This is a genomic window from Deltaproteobacteria bacterium, assembly GCA_017302835.1.
Lineage (GTDB): Bacteria > Bdellovibrionota > Bdellovibrionia > Bdellovibrionales > Bdellovibrionaceae > UBA2316.
In genome coordinates this window covers 274,055-289,739 of the sequence record JAFLCC010000003.1, presented here as the reverse complement: position 1 = coordinate 289,739, position 15,685 = coordinate 274,055, and the positions used below count along the sequence as shown (strand labels likewise).

Below are 15,685 nucleotides of genomic sequence, written 5' to 3'. Positions count from 1 at the left end.
TTCTGATTCTGATTTATTGTACTTTTAATATTCGGAAAGAATCAAGCAAGGGTTTTTTAAAGGAACTCATGAGTGATTTCAAATCTGATTTTTTGATAATTGGATCGGGCCTAGCAGCCTTAGCTTCCGCACTCAAACTTTCTTCTATTGGTTCAGTCACCATTTTGACCAAAGACACTTCGACATCTGCTAACTCGACCTGGGCCCAGGGTGGGATTGCTGCCGTGATTTCCTCAGAAGACAGTTTCGCTTCCCATATACAGGATACCTTGATGGCCGGAGCCGGTCTTTGCAGCAGGAACACGGTCGAAAATTATATAACTCAAGCTCCTGATAGAATTGAAGAATTGGCAAACTGGGGAGTTAGCTTTGATAAGAAGAAGAAAGACTCACTGACTGAATCTACTGATTCTTTGGAGGTTGATCTGACCAAAGAAGGGGGCCATTCCCAACGACGGATATTACACTTTGAAGATCAAACAGGATTGCATATTCACACTCAATTATTTAAAAATGTTTTAGAAAATCCTCGCATTAAAATATATGAAAAAACTTTCGTTATCGATCTGATCTTAAATAAACAAATCGATATTTATGATATGTCTCCCTCCCGCTGTGTTGGTTGTTATGCTTTAAACAAAACCACCAATTTAGTTCATAGCTTTCTAGCTAAAGAAGTTATTCTTTGCACGGGAGGTGCGGGAAAAGTTTATCTCTACACTACCAACTGGAGTGGGGCTACTGGTGATGGAATTGCCATGGCCTATCGAGCTGGGGCAAGAGTCGCTAACTTAGAATTTATGCAATTTCATCCAACCTGCCTTTATCATGCAGACTCAAGAAATTTTCTGATCTCTGAAGCTTTAAGGGGAGAAGGCGGAGAGCTTAAGACGTCCACAGGCGTGGCTTTTATGAAAAAATACCACCCGCTTGGATCCCTTGCTCCCAGGGATATTGTCGCCCGATCCATCGATGCGGAGATGAAAAAATCAGGGGACCCCTGCGTTTACCTTGATATGACTCATCTAGATAAAAATTATTTAACTTCACGGTTTCCAGCCATCTATAAAAAATGTTTAGAATTTCAAATTGATTTAACAAAGAAACCAATACCTGTTGTTCCCGCGGCACATTACTTATGTGGTGGGGTCCTCACTGATGAAAATGGACAAACGGACATTAAAAATCTCTGGTGTCTTGGCGAGGCTGCCTGCACCGGATTGCATGGAGCCAATCGTTTGGCGTCAAACTCCTTACTAGAATGTTTGGCCATGGCTCACAATTGTTATCTCAGCATCCAACAGAATCCTAGTGTTTTGTTCGATCACCCACCGCGGCCTTGGCATTATCCAGAAAAGCCAGATGATGATGAGATGATTGTGATCCATCACATGTGGGCTGAAATCCGCCAACTAATGTGGAATTATATGGGGATCGTTCGCTCTACCAAACGCCTGTTAAGAGCCCAGGCAAGACTTAAAAATATCCTTCAAGAAGTAAAAGAGTATTACTCTGAGTACCGAATTCATAGTGATATCCTCGAACTGCGGAATATTGCTATTGTTGCCGATTTGTCTGTTGAATGCGCCCTCAAAAGAACCGAGTCCCGAGGCATCCACTTTAATCTGGATTATCCATTTTATAGTCCAGAACAGGACCTAAATACTAAACCACAAAATACTATTCTTTTAAGAGGATTAAGTTAAACTAGTTCTTAATGAAAGCTGATGACAAAAATAAATATATTCAAAAAGAAGGTTTCTTTAATAGCTATAAAGAAACCCAGATTTTTTTTCAAACTTGGATCGTCCCAGATCCTAAACTCCATGTTGTCATTACCCATGGACATGGTGAGCACTCCGAATGCTATCATCGACTGATTCATTTTTTCAGAAATGAAAATATTAACTTCACCGCTTGGGACTTGCGTGGCCATGGGCGGAGCGAAGGAAAAAGGGGCTATGTCGAATCTTTCAATGATTATTTATACGATTTTGAAGTTTTCATTAGCAAGTTAGAAAAACTAAATTCTGAAAATCTTCCCACCGTTTATTTAGCCCATTCCATGGGGGCGTTGATTCAAAATAAATATTTTATATCTCATCCTGATTTCAAACCTGAGGCACAGGCGTTGAGCGCTCCTTTATTTGGATTTTCGCTTCCTGTTCCTGCCTATAAAGATACCGCCTCTAAAATACTCAACTTAGTCTTTCCCAAGTACACCCTTTGGAATGAAATCAGCAACCCCATGTTAACCAGAGACCCTGCCGTTATAAAAGAATTTGAAAAGGACACGCTTCGACATGATTTAATATCCTCTGGTATCTATTTAGGAATGATCGAAGCCTTTGAAGTTATAAATTCCCACGCAGCAAATATTAAAATTCCGACTCTGATTCAAATTTCAGAGTCAGACCCCGTCGTCTCTGTGGAGGCTGCAAAGAATTTTTTCCAAAAGATAAGCAGTAAAGAAAAGCGAATTCTTTTTTATGGCGAAGGCGCAAGACATGAAATGTTTAATGATATTCATAGGGAAAATGTCTATAAGGATTTAAAAAAGTTTCTCGAAGGGTTTATGAAATGAAGCTATTTAGACTATTAAAATTTTTAAGAAAGTCCATTTTATTTCTATTCTTTTCAGGTGCAGGAATCATCTCCTGCACAACGACCAAAGATGCCATCTCACCCAGTATTCAACTTATCTCTGAATCAGAATTTCAGAACGTCCTTTCAAGCCACACCAGACAAAAACAAATTTATTCAGGTCTATACAACTCCATGGATATCACGGCTACTCTGATAACTTCAAAAGTGGCTGCAGCTCAAATGGATCAAATGGCACGGCTCTATCTGTGGGATGAAAACAAATACACCCAAGAAAAGGTAAAATCGGAAGAAAAATTAAAAAAAGAGACAGAGTTTTTTGTCAGTTTTTTCACTCCAGAAAGAAAACATGATGATTTACATAAAAACCAAACTCTTTGGAAAATATTTCTAGATGTGGGTGGAAAACGTTATGAAGGTAAAACAAAAAAAATAAAATTGCTTACTGAAGAAATCCAAGGAATCTATGCCTATCACAATAGATTTGCAACACCCTATTCTGTTATTTTTCCAGTTGCCGTAAAAAATATTGAATCTTTTAAAGAAATCAAAATGACTGTCACTGGCCCCGTCGGCTCAGCCACTTTAGAATTTTGAAAACATGACTTGATTAAAAACTGCCCTTAGATTTTTTATTTTTTATTTTCACAACCCCAACCTTTTAAAGTGAGTTGTTCTTCAAGGGGATCTTTAATTTTCTTATATTTGGCACCCGGTTGTCCTTTAACTTTCATTTCACATTCACTCCAAGTTGGATGTCGACTAACAACACCATTAATAAAACTTAGATAATAAGCGACCGTAGCAGTACCATTTGCGTTATCACCAACTTTTGTTTTATTCCCAAACTTTGGCTCCGGTAAAAGTTCCACCTTTGGCAAGGGAAATATTTTATAAGGATAATCCTCATAATCTCCTTGATACAAATAAATCTCATCACCACGAGAATAGGACACCGCTATTTCATCACATCTTTCATTGCCAATAACTCCCGTATGCCCCCGCACATAATTCCAATTTATTCTTTGCCGATTATTTTTAATATGAAAAAAAAATTGCTCCCAGATTTCTTTATTGGCTACCGGCTTACCTTCTGAATTCATCCAATTTTTTCTAGACCAACCCCACATCCATTTGGTAGCACCATTAATCACATAAGTAGAATCAGTATAAATATGGATTCGAGTGTCTTTTTGTATCCCAGTTTTTTTTTCAAGTACCTCTTTTAACGACTCAAGAACACTGAACATTTCCATTTGATTATTTGTTGTCGATTTCTTCGCTCCAGCCAATTCTAAAACTTCTTTGCCATCGTAACATATAATGCTTGCCCAGCCCCCTGGGCCAGGATTCCCGCTACAGGCTCCATCTGTAAAAACAATCACATTTTCAATCATCTGAATTACCATAGTAACTTCTTAACACAATGACAAGCCTATCCTTCAAAGCTAATTTTGACACTTCGGCGCGATCAATCTTGACAAGCTGTCCAAATTTCTAAGGTGGACATTGTTAAGAATAATAAACTAAAGTTCTTTGATTATTTTTGATGATTACATTTAATTTGGGAAGGTCTATGACTACGAAAATCAGTACTTTATGTTTATTTTTAATTTCTCTTTTTATGACCTGTTCTAACTCTGCCAGTGAAATAACCAACTCTATTGAGTGCGACCAAGTCTGCTACTATTCTCCCGTAAATATCTCAGCCGCTTCGTTAAGAAATAAGTTACTTATTGAAGTCTACAAAACAGGCGTACCTCTCTATCCAGATATTCTTCAAGCCTCCAGTGATGATAACCAGGTTATTTTCTATTCTGCTGATTCAAAAACTCTAAATGCTTTAAAATCGAGAATCCTAAAGCTAGATAAAAAACCGACCTTTGTGAAAAATGTGGGAGGACAAGTCATCGTTTTTGTGCAAGTTCATGCCGTTGAAACTCAAGGCCTGGATCTCTTTCGCTTTAGCCTTGGAGGTTCCTACAATAAAGATCGAAAAAAATCAAATTTGGATACCGTTAATATAGGAAACACCCTGCTTGGCGGAATTAAATTCGATTTTAATTTTGGAAATCTAGCTTCCAGTATTTTCAAACTGGCCTTCGACTTTTCTAAAACACAAGCCTGGTCTCATAAAGCCGCTAGCTGGGCGCTTTTAAAAAGAAGCGAGGATGATTTAAATACGGATAGCAGTTCAATTCTGTACAGAGCCAATGATAAGTCCATCAATACAGATAAAGAAACCGTCGGTTTTTCGGTATATGGAAAAGTTTTTGTTTCAGAAAATAAACTGGTTCGTTTTAAAAATTTAAGTATCAGGTATTCTCAACCAACTAACGAACCTAATTCCCTGCTGGCAGCCTTTAATTTAGGATCGATGAACTTTGACCTCGAGCCTGGAAAAACCAGAATTCTTGCCGTCAATAGCGTTTATATGAAGTCAAAATCAGACAAAGAAAGCCTCATCTTTTTTAGAGATAAAGTGGCTGATTCCTCGGAGGTAAATCTTCTTTTTTCAATATCTGTAGAACTTGTGGATGAAAATCAAAATTCTCTGACAAAGGATTATTCTCTCACCGAAGCTGAAATCAAAGCTCTTCCCCTTGGAGACGACAACAGTCTCCAAGATCTGATGAGTCATGTTTTAGCTTACAAGGTCGATGGCGGGATCTTGGATTCCTATGGTAAAAAAACAGGGCTCCAGCTTGATGCAAAATTTTTAACTCAGTCCAACTATGATAAGTATCTAACTCTTCGGATAACCAACCCTGATTTTGATAATTTAGTTGTTCTTGATAAAAAAATTCAAGCCCAGGATTTGGCTTCTCAACCCGTATTTTATAATTTTGTAGATGATTTTGACAATCGATGTAAGCAAAATGGAAAATTATGTTTATCTCCTCGATTAATTTTAGAAATTGGAGCTGACACCGAAAGTCAGCCGGAATTAAGATATATAAAAAATTTAAAATTTTTCATTAAAGATAACCGCGATTACAAAAAGCAGTTTATCACTCCTTATGCAGATCCATCAGGAGTGAACGGTGCAAGGTAATAAAAGTAGACTTGCTCCTATTTTAGTTCTTTTTATTTGTCTATTAACCAGTCTGTATTCTTTTGGAGAGAGCTTTAATATACAATCTGTCTTAAATCTATTGAATGACTCTCATGCTACCATAAATCGTTTTTCAGAAGATATTGAAGCAGAAGTTTTCAAGGATCTAAAATTAAAAATGAAACAAATGACTGACAATTATTCCTATAACCAAACTAACTCTAATGAAATTCATTTTATTTCTGAAGATGCCACTGGTTGCAGCAAGACGACTCCCTCTAAAAATACCGTTGTCAGCACTATTAGCTACCAGAACCAACTAACAACTCCTCATAGTTTAGAGAACCTATCTGAATTCATTACTTACACAGGATGTGACAACAAGTTCTTGTTTCAAGAAAGACTTTATCAAGAAGGAAAGAATTTAAAACCTCTTACTAAGAAAGAAGTTCTTGATTTCAAAAGGAAGCTTTCTCTTGAAAATCAAGAATTAAATAAAACCTACGAATTAGCAGATCATCAAGGTCGGGTCATTTTTAAATACTCCATCCAGAAATATCTTTATCTTGGTTATGAGACAACACAAATTAAAATGATTCTTTCTGATCAAGAAATTATTGAGATTATAGAACAAAAAAACACAGAAAGAGTATTTATCTCCGTTAAACTCAATCCATTTTCTTTTTCCTATGACTTTTATAACTCTTATTTCACAAGAATTTTTAATAACAGTGTTCTACTCTATGCTGATATCAGCAAAGAAGGCGAAAAGTATTTTCAAGGAGTTGATAAAGAACTTATTTCCAAAAAAACTTTTGATAGTTATTACAGTGGGTATTTTTTAAATTATGCCTACGCCAATGTCATATCTTCAATTTTAAAAAAGATAATTGAATTTTTTCCATCCACGGAAGTGATCACATCGGGACAACGATACTCTAAACTTTCACGGCAACTTGAGGACATTCGATTAAAATTGATCAATGGAAATTACCCTGAAGCCCGAAACGATATTGAACAAATTTTATTGGATGTGCTCAATGGATCTATTCAAGACTTCAGACCTCAATAAAAAGAACTTTTTTCTAATAGCTTTCCTACTTTTTTTCGAAATTGCCAAGTTTTTTAATCAGGCGCAGGCGGAAGTCTTTCCGAAAAATATTGCTGATGCCTTTTATTATTACAACTTACTGTCTTCTAACTTTAACAGTAAAATGAAAAGACTCCATGACAGTTTTCCGAACCGTCAACTCACAACTTACTGGCAATATGCAGCTTCAAGTATTTGCGATGCTCCATTTTCCCATGCCTACATCCCGAGGGTGGAACTTATCAAGAAAAAGAAAATTCAGATCACTATTGATTTTGCAGAATGTGGACAGTCCATTCAAAATTACCGGCTTGAATTTACCCTATTAAAAGAAATGAAAGCTCATGATCCGTTATTGGCTTCTCTTCTTAAAGATTTACTCAATTTTAAATTTCCTGAGTTAAATTTTTCTAAGTATTCAGAAGCAAAAATCTTTCTTAAAGAGGCCCTCTTTGAATGGATTAAAAAGGAAGATCAAATCGTGTTTTCTGCGAAACTAAGTGAACAAACGACGATCCTTCATACCCTCATCTATCAATTTCCAAGCAGTAGAGATGGTTTTGAAATTCAAAATTTGAAAATGTCTTTTTTTGCATATGAAAACAACAAATTAGTATTTACAAAAACTTTATTTCTTGCCTATAAACCTTTCAATAATAATCAATTTCCAGGAATTGAATATTTTGATGAAAATGGAAATAAGATTTCTACTGCGAAATTTTTACCTGATTATAGTTCAAATTTTAGTAATTTTTTAAATCAATTTATTATATCAGTTACAAATATAGATGATAAACTTTTTACTGTAAAAAAATAATTCAAAATAATTTTTTAAGAATCATTTTTCAAGCAACATTTTTCAATGAACCAAAGATGATTTGGTTCATTTCATTTGAGGAGTCATCGAGTAGTTGACTTGATTTAACAAGATTTTTGGTTTGCTCTTCAAGTTGAAAAACCATACTCACATTCTTTTCATTTGATTGAGAAATTTGCAAAATTGCTTTATTTATTTCCCCGATTCCCTTTGACTGTTCATCAGCAGCACCAGAAACTGCCAAAGATTCCTCATTAATTTGCTTGATAAGACTCGAAAGTTCTTTAAAAAATTGCAATCCTTTTTCTGCATGTAAATAGGTGGATTCAACAGTGTCTTTAGAATCTTTAATCGCCTTGTCCATAGTTTTCTTTGTTTCGATAAGCATTTCTGAAATTCGCGACCGAGTTATACCAAGAAGTTGGTCAATTTCCTTGGCCGATTTATTGACTGAATTGGCCAATTGCCCCACTTCCTGCGCTACAACTGAAAACCCTTTACCATGTTCTCCGGCACGTGCCGCTTCTACAGAGGCATTGAAACTTAACAGCTTCGTTTGAAAGGCAATTTCATTTATCATTTTCGTTTTAGATTCAATATTTGTAAACGCCTGAAGTACCTCATTCAAGCTGTTTAAACTAGTTGTTTGTACCTTTTCAAAGGACTCAGATGTTTTATTGCCGACCTCGTTAACAGACTCAAGAAGCGTCGACATCTTAAATTCTCCTTCGAGTGCTTTTTCAGTACACATAGTTGATTTTTCAGAAGTCTGTTTCGAAATTTCTAATGTTTTTCCGACCATGGCATTCATTTCTTCGACACTCGCTGATGTTTCATGAAGTGAAGATGCCTGCTGCTGAGAGCTGCTTGTTACCGTGGCTGAAATGTCAGTGAATTTACTACATGCTGTGTTTACAATACTTGAGCAATTACTGACTTCACTTCCCGTAATGACAAATTTATTAATTATTTTGGTAACAATATACCAACTAATTAATGAGATTAATACCAAACCTATCACTAAGACGATATAAGACCAATTTTTAAGATTAACAACGCTAGCAAGGGCTTCCTTTGTTGAAATTTGACCGATAAGATGCCAATCAACGTTTTGAGTAATTTCAATTTTTTTAGACACAAACAAAATCTCTTCATTTAAAAATCCAGTTTTTATGGGAGAATCTGTTCCGGTATTTTCAACAGTAGAAATTTTTAAAGACCTTGACATCAATGAGTCTAAATCACTATCTCTTAAATGTCTTGGAGGGGTAATTACTTTTCCATTGTCAGAAATATAAAGCTGACCGCTTTCACCCAGCCCCTCATGAAAATCTTTTATTCTTGCTAAAACATTCCAATCTAGCAAAGCAACTAGAATTCCCATCTGTGCGTTTTTTTGATACCCATCCCGATCGTATTTGGAACTTATACTTTGACAAAAGTATAGTTTGTTCTTTCCATTTTCAGTGACAATACCAGTAAAATGAAAACCAGTCGAGAGAGCCGATTTTAGACACTCATTAATGGGATTATTTTTCATTGATCCTTTTAAGATATTTTTACCTAACAACAGCTCGTCACCCACTGTAGCCACTGTAAATCCATTTTTCATTATTAATGCAAATGATTTAAGTGGCAATGAACTTAAATAATCATGAAAAGTCTCAAGATACTTATTCTCAATGGTTTTAAAATAAGCACTTCCAGAAATATTTGAATCTTCCTCTAAATCAAGACCAGTTCCATAAGCAACGCTTTCATAAGAAACCAAAGCATCTTGAATAAATTTGGAGTCTGATAAGTTTTTTATGTCTCGTTGTAACTTTTTAAGTGAGTCTGAAATTTCATTGGATTTCGAAGAAGACAGCCCATTTAAATTTGACAAAATTTGAGCCGTGAGAGCTTTTTCAGAAAGATGACTGACATATAAAATCAATACGGTTGAGCAAATAAAAACCCCGCCAATAGTAATCGACATCACCTTTGATTTCATAGAAAAATTAAGTTTTGAAAAAAGCCTCATCGTTACCTCTTCTTCATCGAATTCGCGTTTTTAGTACCAGGTTCCAGAACCTACAACCCAATCTTCTTTACCGCCTTTTGGTTTACAACCTCTCACCCAAGATTTTTTTGGTGTGGCATCGGCTTCGCCTAGCTTTGTCCATTTGTATTCAACCCAACTACCCTTAGGATCTTTTTTTACCGCTTTTGCAAACTCAACAAACAAGAGTTTACCCGCTGGATCCGCGTTTTTACTCAGATCAGTTCCATCCAATTGGGGCTTAATTGGATGCATAATCATTTTAGGACTTAGGTCATTAATCCATACATAATTCGGCTCGCCACAGCAATCAAAACGCATTTTTTTTATCTCCTTAACGGCGTCCTCTCCTTTTTCAGCAAGAAGCTTACATGACCAATCTACTCTTTCTTTGACTGTATCCTCTTTACATAAAGCTTTTTTCTTTTCTTTTGTACAATTCTCTTCCGCATTTACTGTAAAACAGAGGGAACCCATCAAAAATATAAGCAAGTATTTCACTTTCATTTAATTCTCCTTATGGTTAACATAAAATAGACCCTCCACCTTTCGGCATTCATGAATTGAACTTTAATGAATTTATAGTAATGATCTTTTAGACTTTAAACCAACACAAAGGTCATGCCTGCGGACCTGGCTGCTTGAATTCCTGCCGCACCATCTTCGAACACCAAGCAGTCTTGAGGGGGGACTTTAAGTTTACTCGCCGCTAGCAAGAAACAATCCGGGTGAGGCTTTCCTAAGGGGACATCTTCCGAGCAAATGATTTCATTGAAATAATTCAATAGATTTAAAGTCCGGAGCGTTTTCAAAACTGATTCCCTGGGACTTCCAGAGACAACAGCCATAGGAAGTTTTCCATATTGAGACAATATCACTTCCTCCACTTCCGGACGTGCTTTGATTTCTGGTAGCAGTTCAAAATAAAATTGTTCCCGTGAATTTACAATTTCTTCTATGGGCAGCTCCATTACAAATTGTTTATTTAATCTATCTACAATGCTTGCTGTTGGCACTCCAGCCCACGCGTAAAACAACTCTTCAGGAAACTCCACTTTCCATGGTGCTAAGGCTTTCTGCCAAGCTATAAAATGCAGAGGCATCGAATCGGCAATAGTTCCATCACAGTCGAAAAGAAACGCTTTAAAATTTTTTACTGGAATATCTAAAGACATCACAACTACTTTCCTAGGGTAAAATCAAAAACATAAACTCCATTTGGTACTACAGGTGTTTCCAGAAGAGGTCCAACAAATTTTTTAAATTTTAAATGAGCTGGATCATAAAAATCCACTTCACTTTCTGGAATCAATGGCTGGCCCACATAGTAATTTCGATCCCCTTCTGACTTGAAGGTTACTAAGAAACCAATTTGTTTTCCCTGGTCTGCCCCTTCAAAACTATTGGCCTTTCCAGCTTCAATTGATAAAATATAGGGTTTCCCGTTTCTTACGCAAAGAGTTTTTAAAGCTAAAAAATTTAAAATCACCTTATTTATTTGGACTTGATCTATATTTGCTTTAAATTTGAAAGCCACAAAATGTCTGACTATTCCTGGGTTAAACTGAGCCTCCGTCAACCGACCATAATGATTCCTATTCATGTTCTGCACATTTTGCAGTTTATTTGAAACTTGTGAAAATATTTTTCCTGACAATATCAAGCTCCCCATTAAAATACAATTCACAGTAAAACTTACCCACTTCTTATTTTGCTTCATTTATCTAATCCTCGTTTTCATTTTTTTTTATTCATCGCTTTGCACTTTATAAATTAAATCTATAAAATTAATACTTCATTATTATTACAATATATGTTAAATTAACTTACAATTATGCTTAATCCATATCATCTTAAATACTTTTGCGATGCTTGCCAGAATCGCAGTCTGTCAAAATCTGCTGAAATGAATCGGGTCTCGCACTCTGCCATCAGCCAAGCTATTAAATCATTGGAATTACACCTTGAAGTTCCCCTTCTTCTCCACGCACGAAGAAAATTTCAACTTACAAATGCTGGTGAACTTCTATTTAAAGAAGCAGCTCATTTTTTTATAGAATTTGAAAAAATTTCAAATTCTATAAAAATTCGGCCCTTACAAGATGGTGGACCTTTAAAAATTGGAATCTCCTCAAGTATTGCCAGTGGCATTATAAATCAGTATTTAATTAAATTCTTAAAGTCTCATCCCCGAGTTGAACCTCAGATTTTCATTAGTAACTCAGCTGCCTTAGAACATCTTTTAAACTCGCTAGATATAGATATTGGATTTGGAATTGAAGATGGCAGCTTTGTGCGTTTTGAAAGAAAATTAATTCATTCTGGAAAATTTATTTTAGTCTCAGGTAAGAAATGCCTCCGTGAAAATCACTTTTGGGTCGGCGATAAAGGAGCCGAAGTTTTAGCCCTCCGATTAGCTTGTAAAAAACGAATTCCAAATGCTCATTTTAATGTGATTCAAAGCTGGAACCTTTTACTGCAAATGGCTGAAGCCGAATTAGGAACCGCTCTGATTCCTGATTTTCTTTTTAAAAAGCAACATCATCAAAACTTGATTCAGACTCATAAAAAAATAAACTTACCTCACTTTGATCTTTATGCTTTTCATCGAAGCAAAGATTCTTTATCCTACTTAGCCCAAGCCTTTCTTGATACCTTGCCATAAAACAATACTTTCTTGACAGTATTATTTTCTTAAACTGAGTATGATAGATATGCCTAAAATAATTTTTTCTTTTTTTTTGATTTCATATACAGTATCTGCGAACGTAGATTTAGAATGTTTGAAATGGTTTCGAAAATCAAAATTAAAACAAACCGACACTAGTTGTTTGTTAAAATGTGGTCATGTTAGTTATCTCTACTTAAATAATGCAGAAAGACTTTCTTTTAAAGATCAGATGGGTTGGAAACAATCATTAAGTGGAGATTCTTCTAGAAAGGGAGATTTTGTTAGCTCAAGAGCCAAAGATTCACCCGAGGAAGACTTTGCTGAAAGTTTTCTTTTTTTTCTGAAAGATCCAAATTTTTTAAAATCAAAAAACATTCAAGCCTACGAGTGGCTGATCAAAAAGTATTCAGTTAACTTTAAATATAAAAAGGATTGTGACAATGGGAAAAAGTAATATCCTAATCATGTTGCTTTTATGGATAAGTGTATTGGGATGTAGAACATATATTATTAAAGATCCCCCACCTCCTTCTTATAGTTCCATAAAACTTGATTCAGTTGATTTTGAAGATTTAAAATCCTCTGTCGAAAAAAAACTAGGTAAGGCTTCTGAATACCGTGAATACAAAAAAGATGAGCTATGGATCTACGATAATAGTTTTAATGGCACCCAACTGGGAGCAATTACATTTGACTCAAGAACACAGAAAGTGAAAGGGATAACTTTCGTTCCAGATTTGGATTCGAGAGAATCCAAAATAGATTTTTTAAAGGAACAAAAGTTTTCTCATCTGAAATTCGAAGAAGTATTACCAAATCGCTGCCAAAAAGATTTTATTTCAACTTCTATATTTTTTATCAACAAAAAAGAGGGGATTATTATTCGCTACAACCGACATTCTCAACTTGTAGAGAGTTATTCTAAAGTGCAAAGCTCTTACATGGATGCTCTCGTTGATGATATTAAAAATTGCCCTTAACAAACTTCCGAGACCAACTAAGGGCCTGTAACAAAATAAGGTATGCAATTTGGTTTAATCTTTTTGTCCATACCATTGTTGCTCCTCCTCAATTTAGCGGTGCCAAACCCTCGTCGTTGCGCCTCGGTCTGGCCAAAAATCTTTAAACCAAATTGCATACCTTATTTTGTTACAGGCCCTTTTAGTTATTAAATTTGCAAATTTGCGGAGAATAGGTGTATTATCTCCGCATAAAATGCGGAGATAAAATGGACATAACCTATATTCACAAACTTAAAAATTGGCCTAGTTTTACATGGGACAAAGACCATCTTAATCTAAGATTGGAACAAGTTCGTTTAAAACAAGGTCGACTTATTGGGAAAATGGAGCGACTTGGTTTTAAAATTCAAGAAGAGGCCGTTCTTCAAACATTGACCGAAGATATTCTAAAAACGAGCGAAATTGAAGGGGAAGTCTTAGATCGAAACCAAGTCAGGTCTTCCATCGCTCGAAAGCTGGGTATGGATATCGTTGGACTAGTTAAATCCGACCGTAACATAGAAGGCGTAGTTGAAATGATGCTTGATGCGACTCTAAAATACATGCAACCACTTACAGAGGAAAGGCTTTTCAGCTGGCATGCGGCTCTTTTCCCAACCGGTCGAAGCGGCATGACAAAAATCATAGTTGGCAATTGGCGCGATGACTCAAATGGCCCAATGCAAGTTATCTCTGGGCCAATTGGTAAATCTAAAATTCATTTTGAAGCACCCAACGCAAAAAAACTCAAAAAAGAAATGCGACAGTTTTTAAACTGGGCGAATTGCAAAAAAATGGAAGATTCTTTAATTTGTGCTGGCATTGCCCATCTATGGTTTGTCACAATTCATCCCTTTGAGGACGGTAACGGTCGTATAGCCCGGGCTATTGCAGACATGTTCTTAGCAAAGTCTGAAGATAGCCCACAACGTTTTTACAGTATGTCCACACAAATAAATACCGAGCGCAAAGAATATTACAGTATTTTAGAATCAACACAAAAAGGAAGCTTAAACATTACAGATTGGTTAGATTGGTTTCTTTCTTGCTTGGATCGCGCGCTTGTAAATTCAGAATTCATACTCTCTACCGTTTTAAAAAAAGCCACATTTTGGGAAACACATTTACATGTAAATTTTAATGACAGACAAAGAAAAGTTATCAATCGATTATTAGATGGTTTCAATGGCAATCTAACATCTTCAAAATGGGCCTTACTTGCCAAATGTTCACAAGACACGGCCTCAAGAGATATCGATGAACTCTTAAAAAATAAAATTTTAAAGAAAAACCCCGGCGGCGGAAGAAATACCAGCTATTCTTTATTGTAAAGTTCTTCTCTTCTTCATGTCTAAATGACTATGTAACCTAGACATGAAGTTAATTTTTACTTGGCTGGTTTACTTAACACTCAGTTCACTTTGTACGAGTCCATAGGCTCCATACTCGATCATATAGGGCAATGTGTAGTTTGGAAATTGTTTCTGAAATTTCTGAGCTAGAACTTTATAAAACTGACTGTCCTTAGGATCCATTTCATTGAGTTGTTGACGAACCAGTTCCCGAGCTATTCTCAGATATTTGGTTTGTTCTTTCACTGATTCTTTCAACTCCAAAGAAACTCCCCTCCCACCCAACACTTTGGTACTTTTTGGATATAATGACTCAAGCTCTTGAAGATCTAAAATCCACTCTTCAATGTTGGGAGTTGGTTTCCCTTTTACAATACCACCTTCTAACCATGCATGGGCCTGATTATGAATTAGGTCCCCAACGATTAAGGTCTGTGCCGTTTTGATATAAGCTACCGTTTGTGTGCTACTCACTCCTGAATGACTCAACTCTTGAAATTGAATTCGTTCTCCTCCTTGAAGGACTAAATCCATTTTTCCAATAAATGTTTGATCTATCAAAGTAGGCTGTGGGTATTGACCTTTAGGAAACATTTTTGCCATTTCAACAAAATAATATTCCTTATACGCATGAACGTCAGGAATCGCCTTGGCTGTGTTTTCTGAAGCAAGAATCTTGGCCCCTTCTTGCTTAAACACGGAAGCCCCATTAAATTTATCCGGATTAGGATGTGTGATCACCAACCAGCTTATGGGTTTTGTGGTGTACTTTCTAAGATAAGCTATTGACTGTTTCGCTATTTCGGGAGTGAACTGTGAATCGAAGGCAATCACTTCTTTTTCACCTTCATAGAAAAAACTTTTGGTATCAAAACCATTGCTGTCCGATTTAAATTCAATAATTCTTCCCTCATGTTCTTTAACTTCTGATTTCACAAGGCCTGCACAACTTGTTGTTGAGATCGCCATCATTGCTAGACTTACATTCATTATGTTTTTCATTTTACTGTTCCCTCTCATCATTCTTCAGAAATAACTTAATTGTTTTTCTGTT

The 15,685-nt window shown here is 35.9% G+C and carries 16 protein-coding genes; 10 read left to right on the top strand and 6 right to left on the bottom strand.

Translation table 11 applies throughout. From position 1 onward, the window contains the following. Window positions 1–68 precede the first annotated feature (68 nt). From nadB to J0M15_05105, 3 genes are all read left to right on the top strand, one after another. Window positions 69–1,706, top strand: a complete 1,638-nt coding sequence (nadB, locus tag J0M15_05115; GenBank protein MBN8536409.1) for an L-aspartate oxidase — start codon at window positions 69–71, stop codon at window positions 1,704–1,706. An 11-nt stretch (window positions 1,707–1,717) separates the two neighbouring features. After that, window positions 1,718–2,584 carry a lysophospholipase gene (locus J0M15_05110; GenBank protein MBN8536408.1) on the top strand — a complete coding sequence of 289 codons (867 nt, stop codon included), beginning with the start codon at window positions 1,718–1,720 and terminating at the stop codon, window positions 2,582–2,584. A 95-nt stretch (window positions 2,585–2,679) separates the two neighbouring features. After that, entirely contained in the window at window positions 2,680–3,201 is a 522-nt protein-coding gene (locus J0M15_05105; GenBank protein MBN8536407.1) for a hypothetical protein, read from the top strand. 35 nt (window positions 3,202–3,236) lie between these two features. Here the strand turns inward: J0M15_05105 and J0M15_05100 are convergent, their stop codons facing one another. Beyond that, window positions 3,237–4,013 (bottom strand): viroplasmin family protein, encoded by a 777-nt coding sequence (locus J0M15_05100; protein ID MBN8536406.1) that lies wholly within the window; start codon window positions 4,011–4,013, stop codon window positions 3,237–3,239. A gap of 167 nt (window positions 4,014–4,180) precedes the next feature. On the opposite strand from J0M15_05100, the gene J0M15_05095 reads away from it, so the two are divergent. The 3 genes from J0M15_05095 to J0M15_05085 are packed head-to-tail and all read left to right on the top strand — an operon-like array spanning window position 4,181 to window position 7,566. Then, window positions 4,181–5,659 (top strand): hypothetical protein, encoded by a 1,479-nt coding sequence (locus J0M15_05095; protein MBN8536405.1) that lies wholly within the window; start codon window positions 4,181–4,183, stop codon window positions 5,657–5,659. After that, window positions 5,649–6,731 carry a hypothetical protein gene (locus tag J0M15_05090; protein MBN8536404.1) on the top strand — a complete coding sequence of 361 codons (1,083 nt, stop codon included), beginning with the start codon at window positions 5,649–5,651 and terminating at the stop codon, window positions 6,729–6,731. Before J0M15_05095 ends, J0M15_05090 begins: the two co-directional genes overlap by 11 nt. After that, window positions 6,700–7,566, top strand: a complete 867-nt coding sequence (locus tag J0M15_05085) for a hypothetical protein (GenBank protein ID MBN8536403.1) — start codon at window positions 6,700–6,702, stop codon at window positions 7,564–7,566. Before J0M15_05090 ends, J0M15_05085 begins: the two co-directional genes overlap by 32 nt. 28 nt (window positions 7,567–7,594) lie before the next feature. Here the strand turns inward: J0M15_05085 and J0M15_05080 are convergent, their stop codons facing one another. The 4 genes from J0M15_05080 to J0M15_05065 all read right to left on the bottom strand — a co-directional run bounded on the left by J0M15_05080 (window position 7,595) and on the right by J0M15_05065 (window position 11,327). Further along, entirely contained in the window at window positions 7,595–9,589 is a 1,995-nt protein-coding gene (locus J0M15_05080; protein ID MBN8536402.1) for a hypothetical protein, read from the bottom strand. 30 nt (window positions 9,590–9,619) lie between these two features. After that, the gene (locus J0M15_05075) at window positions 9,620–10,114 is read right to left on the bottom strand and encodes a cache domain-containing protein (GenBank protein MBN8536401.1); all 495 of its coding nucleotides are present in this window, start codon (window positions 10,112–10,114) and stop codon (window positions 9,620–9,622) included. Window positions 10,115–10,209: 95 nt separating this feature from the next. Further along, the gene (locus J0M15_05070; protein ID MBN8536400.1) at window positions 10,210–10,782 is read right to left on the bottom strand and encodes an HAD family phosphatase; all 573 of its coding nucleotides are present in this window, start codon (window positions 10,780–10,782) and stop codon (window positions 10,210–10,212) included. A gap of 5 nt (window positions 10,783–10,787) precedes the next feature. Then, a complete protein-coding gene (locus J0M15_05065) occupies window positions 10,788–11,327 on the bottom strand; it encodes a Dabb family protein (GenBank protein ID MBN8536399.1) in 540 nt (179 codons plus the stop codon). Between the two features lie 114 nt (window positions 11,328–11,441). Here J0M15_05065 and J0M15_05060 point away from each other — a divergent pair, with 114 nt between their 5' ends. The 4 genes from J0M15_05060 to J0M15_05045 all read left to right on the top strand — a co-directional run bounded on the left by J0M15_05060 (window position 11,442) and on the right by J0M15_05045 (window position 14,610). Beyond that, a complete protein-coding gene (locus J0M15_05060) occupies window positions 11,442–12,272 on the top strand; it encodes a LysR family transcriptional regulator (protein ID MBN8536398.1) in 831 nt (276 codons plus the stop codon). 49 nt (window positions 12,273–12,321) lie between these two features. Then, window positions 12,322–12,732, top strand: a complete 411-nt coding sequence (locus tag J0M15_05055; protein MBN8536397.1) for a hypothetical protein — start codon at window positions 12,322–12,324, stop codon at window positions 12,730–12,732. Continuing rightward, window positions 12,719–13,258, top strand: coding sequence for a hypothetical protein (locus J0M15_05050; protein MBN8536396.1), 540 nt, complete (start codon window positions 12,719–12,721; stop codon window positions 13,256–13,258). Before J0M15_05055 ends, J0M15_05050 begins: the two co-directional genes overlap by 14 nt. Before the next feature lie 254 nt (window positions 13,259–13,512). Then, entirely contained in the window at window positions 13,513–14,610 is a 1,098-nt protein-coding gene (locus J0M15_05045) for a Fic family protein (GenBank protein ID MBN8536395.1), read from the top strand. A 69-nt stretch (window positions 14,611–14,679) separates the two neighbouring features. Here J0M15_05045 and J0M15_05040 read toward each other — a convergent pair whose 3' ends face one another. Continuing rightward, window positions 14,680–15,633 carry an MBL fold metallo-hydrolase gene (locus J0M15_05040; protein MBN8536394.1) on the bottom strand — a complete coding sequence of 318 codons (954 nt, stop codon included), beginning with the start codon at window positions 15,631–15,633 and terminating at the stop codon, window positions 14,680–14,682. Between the last annotated feature and the right edge of the window lie 52 nt (window positions 15,634–15,685).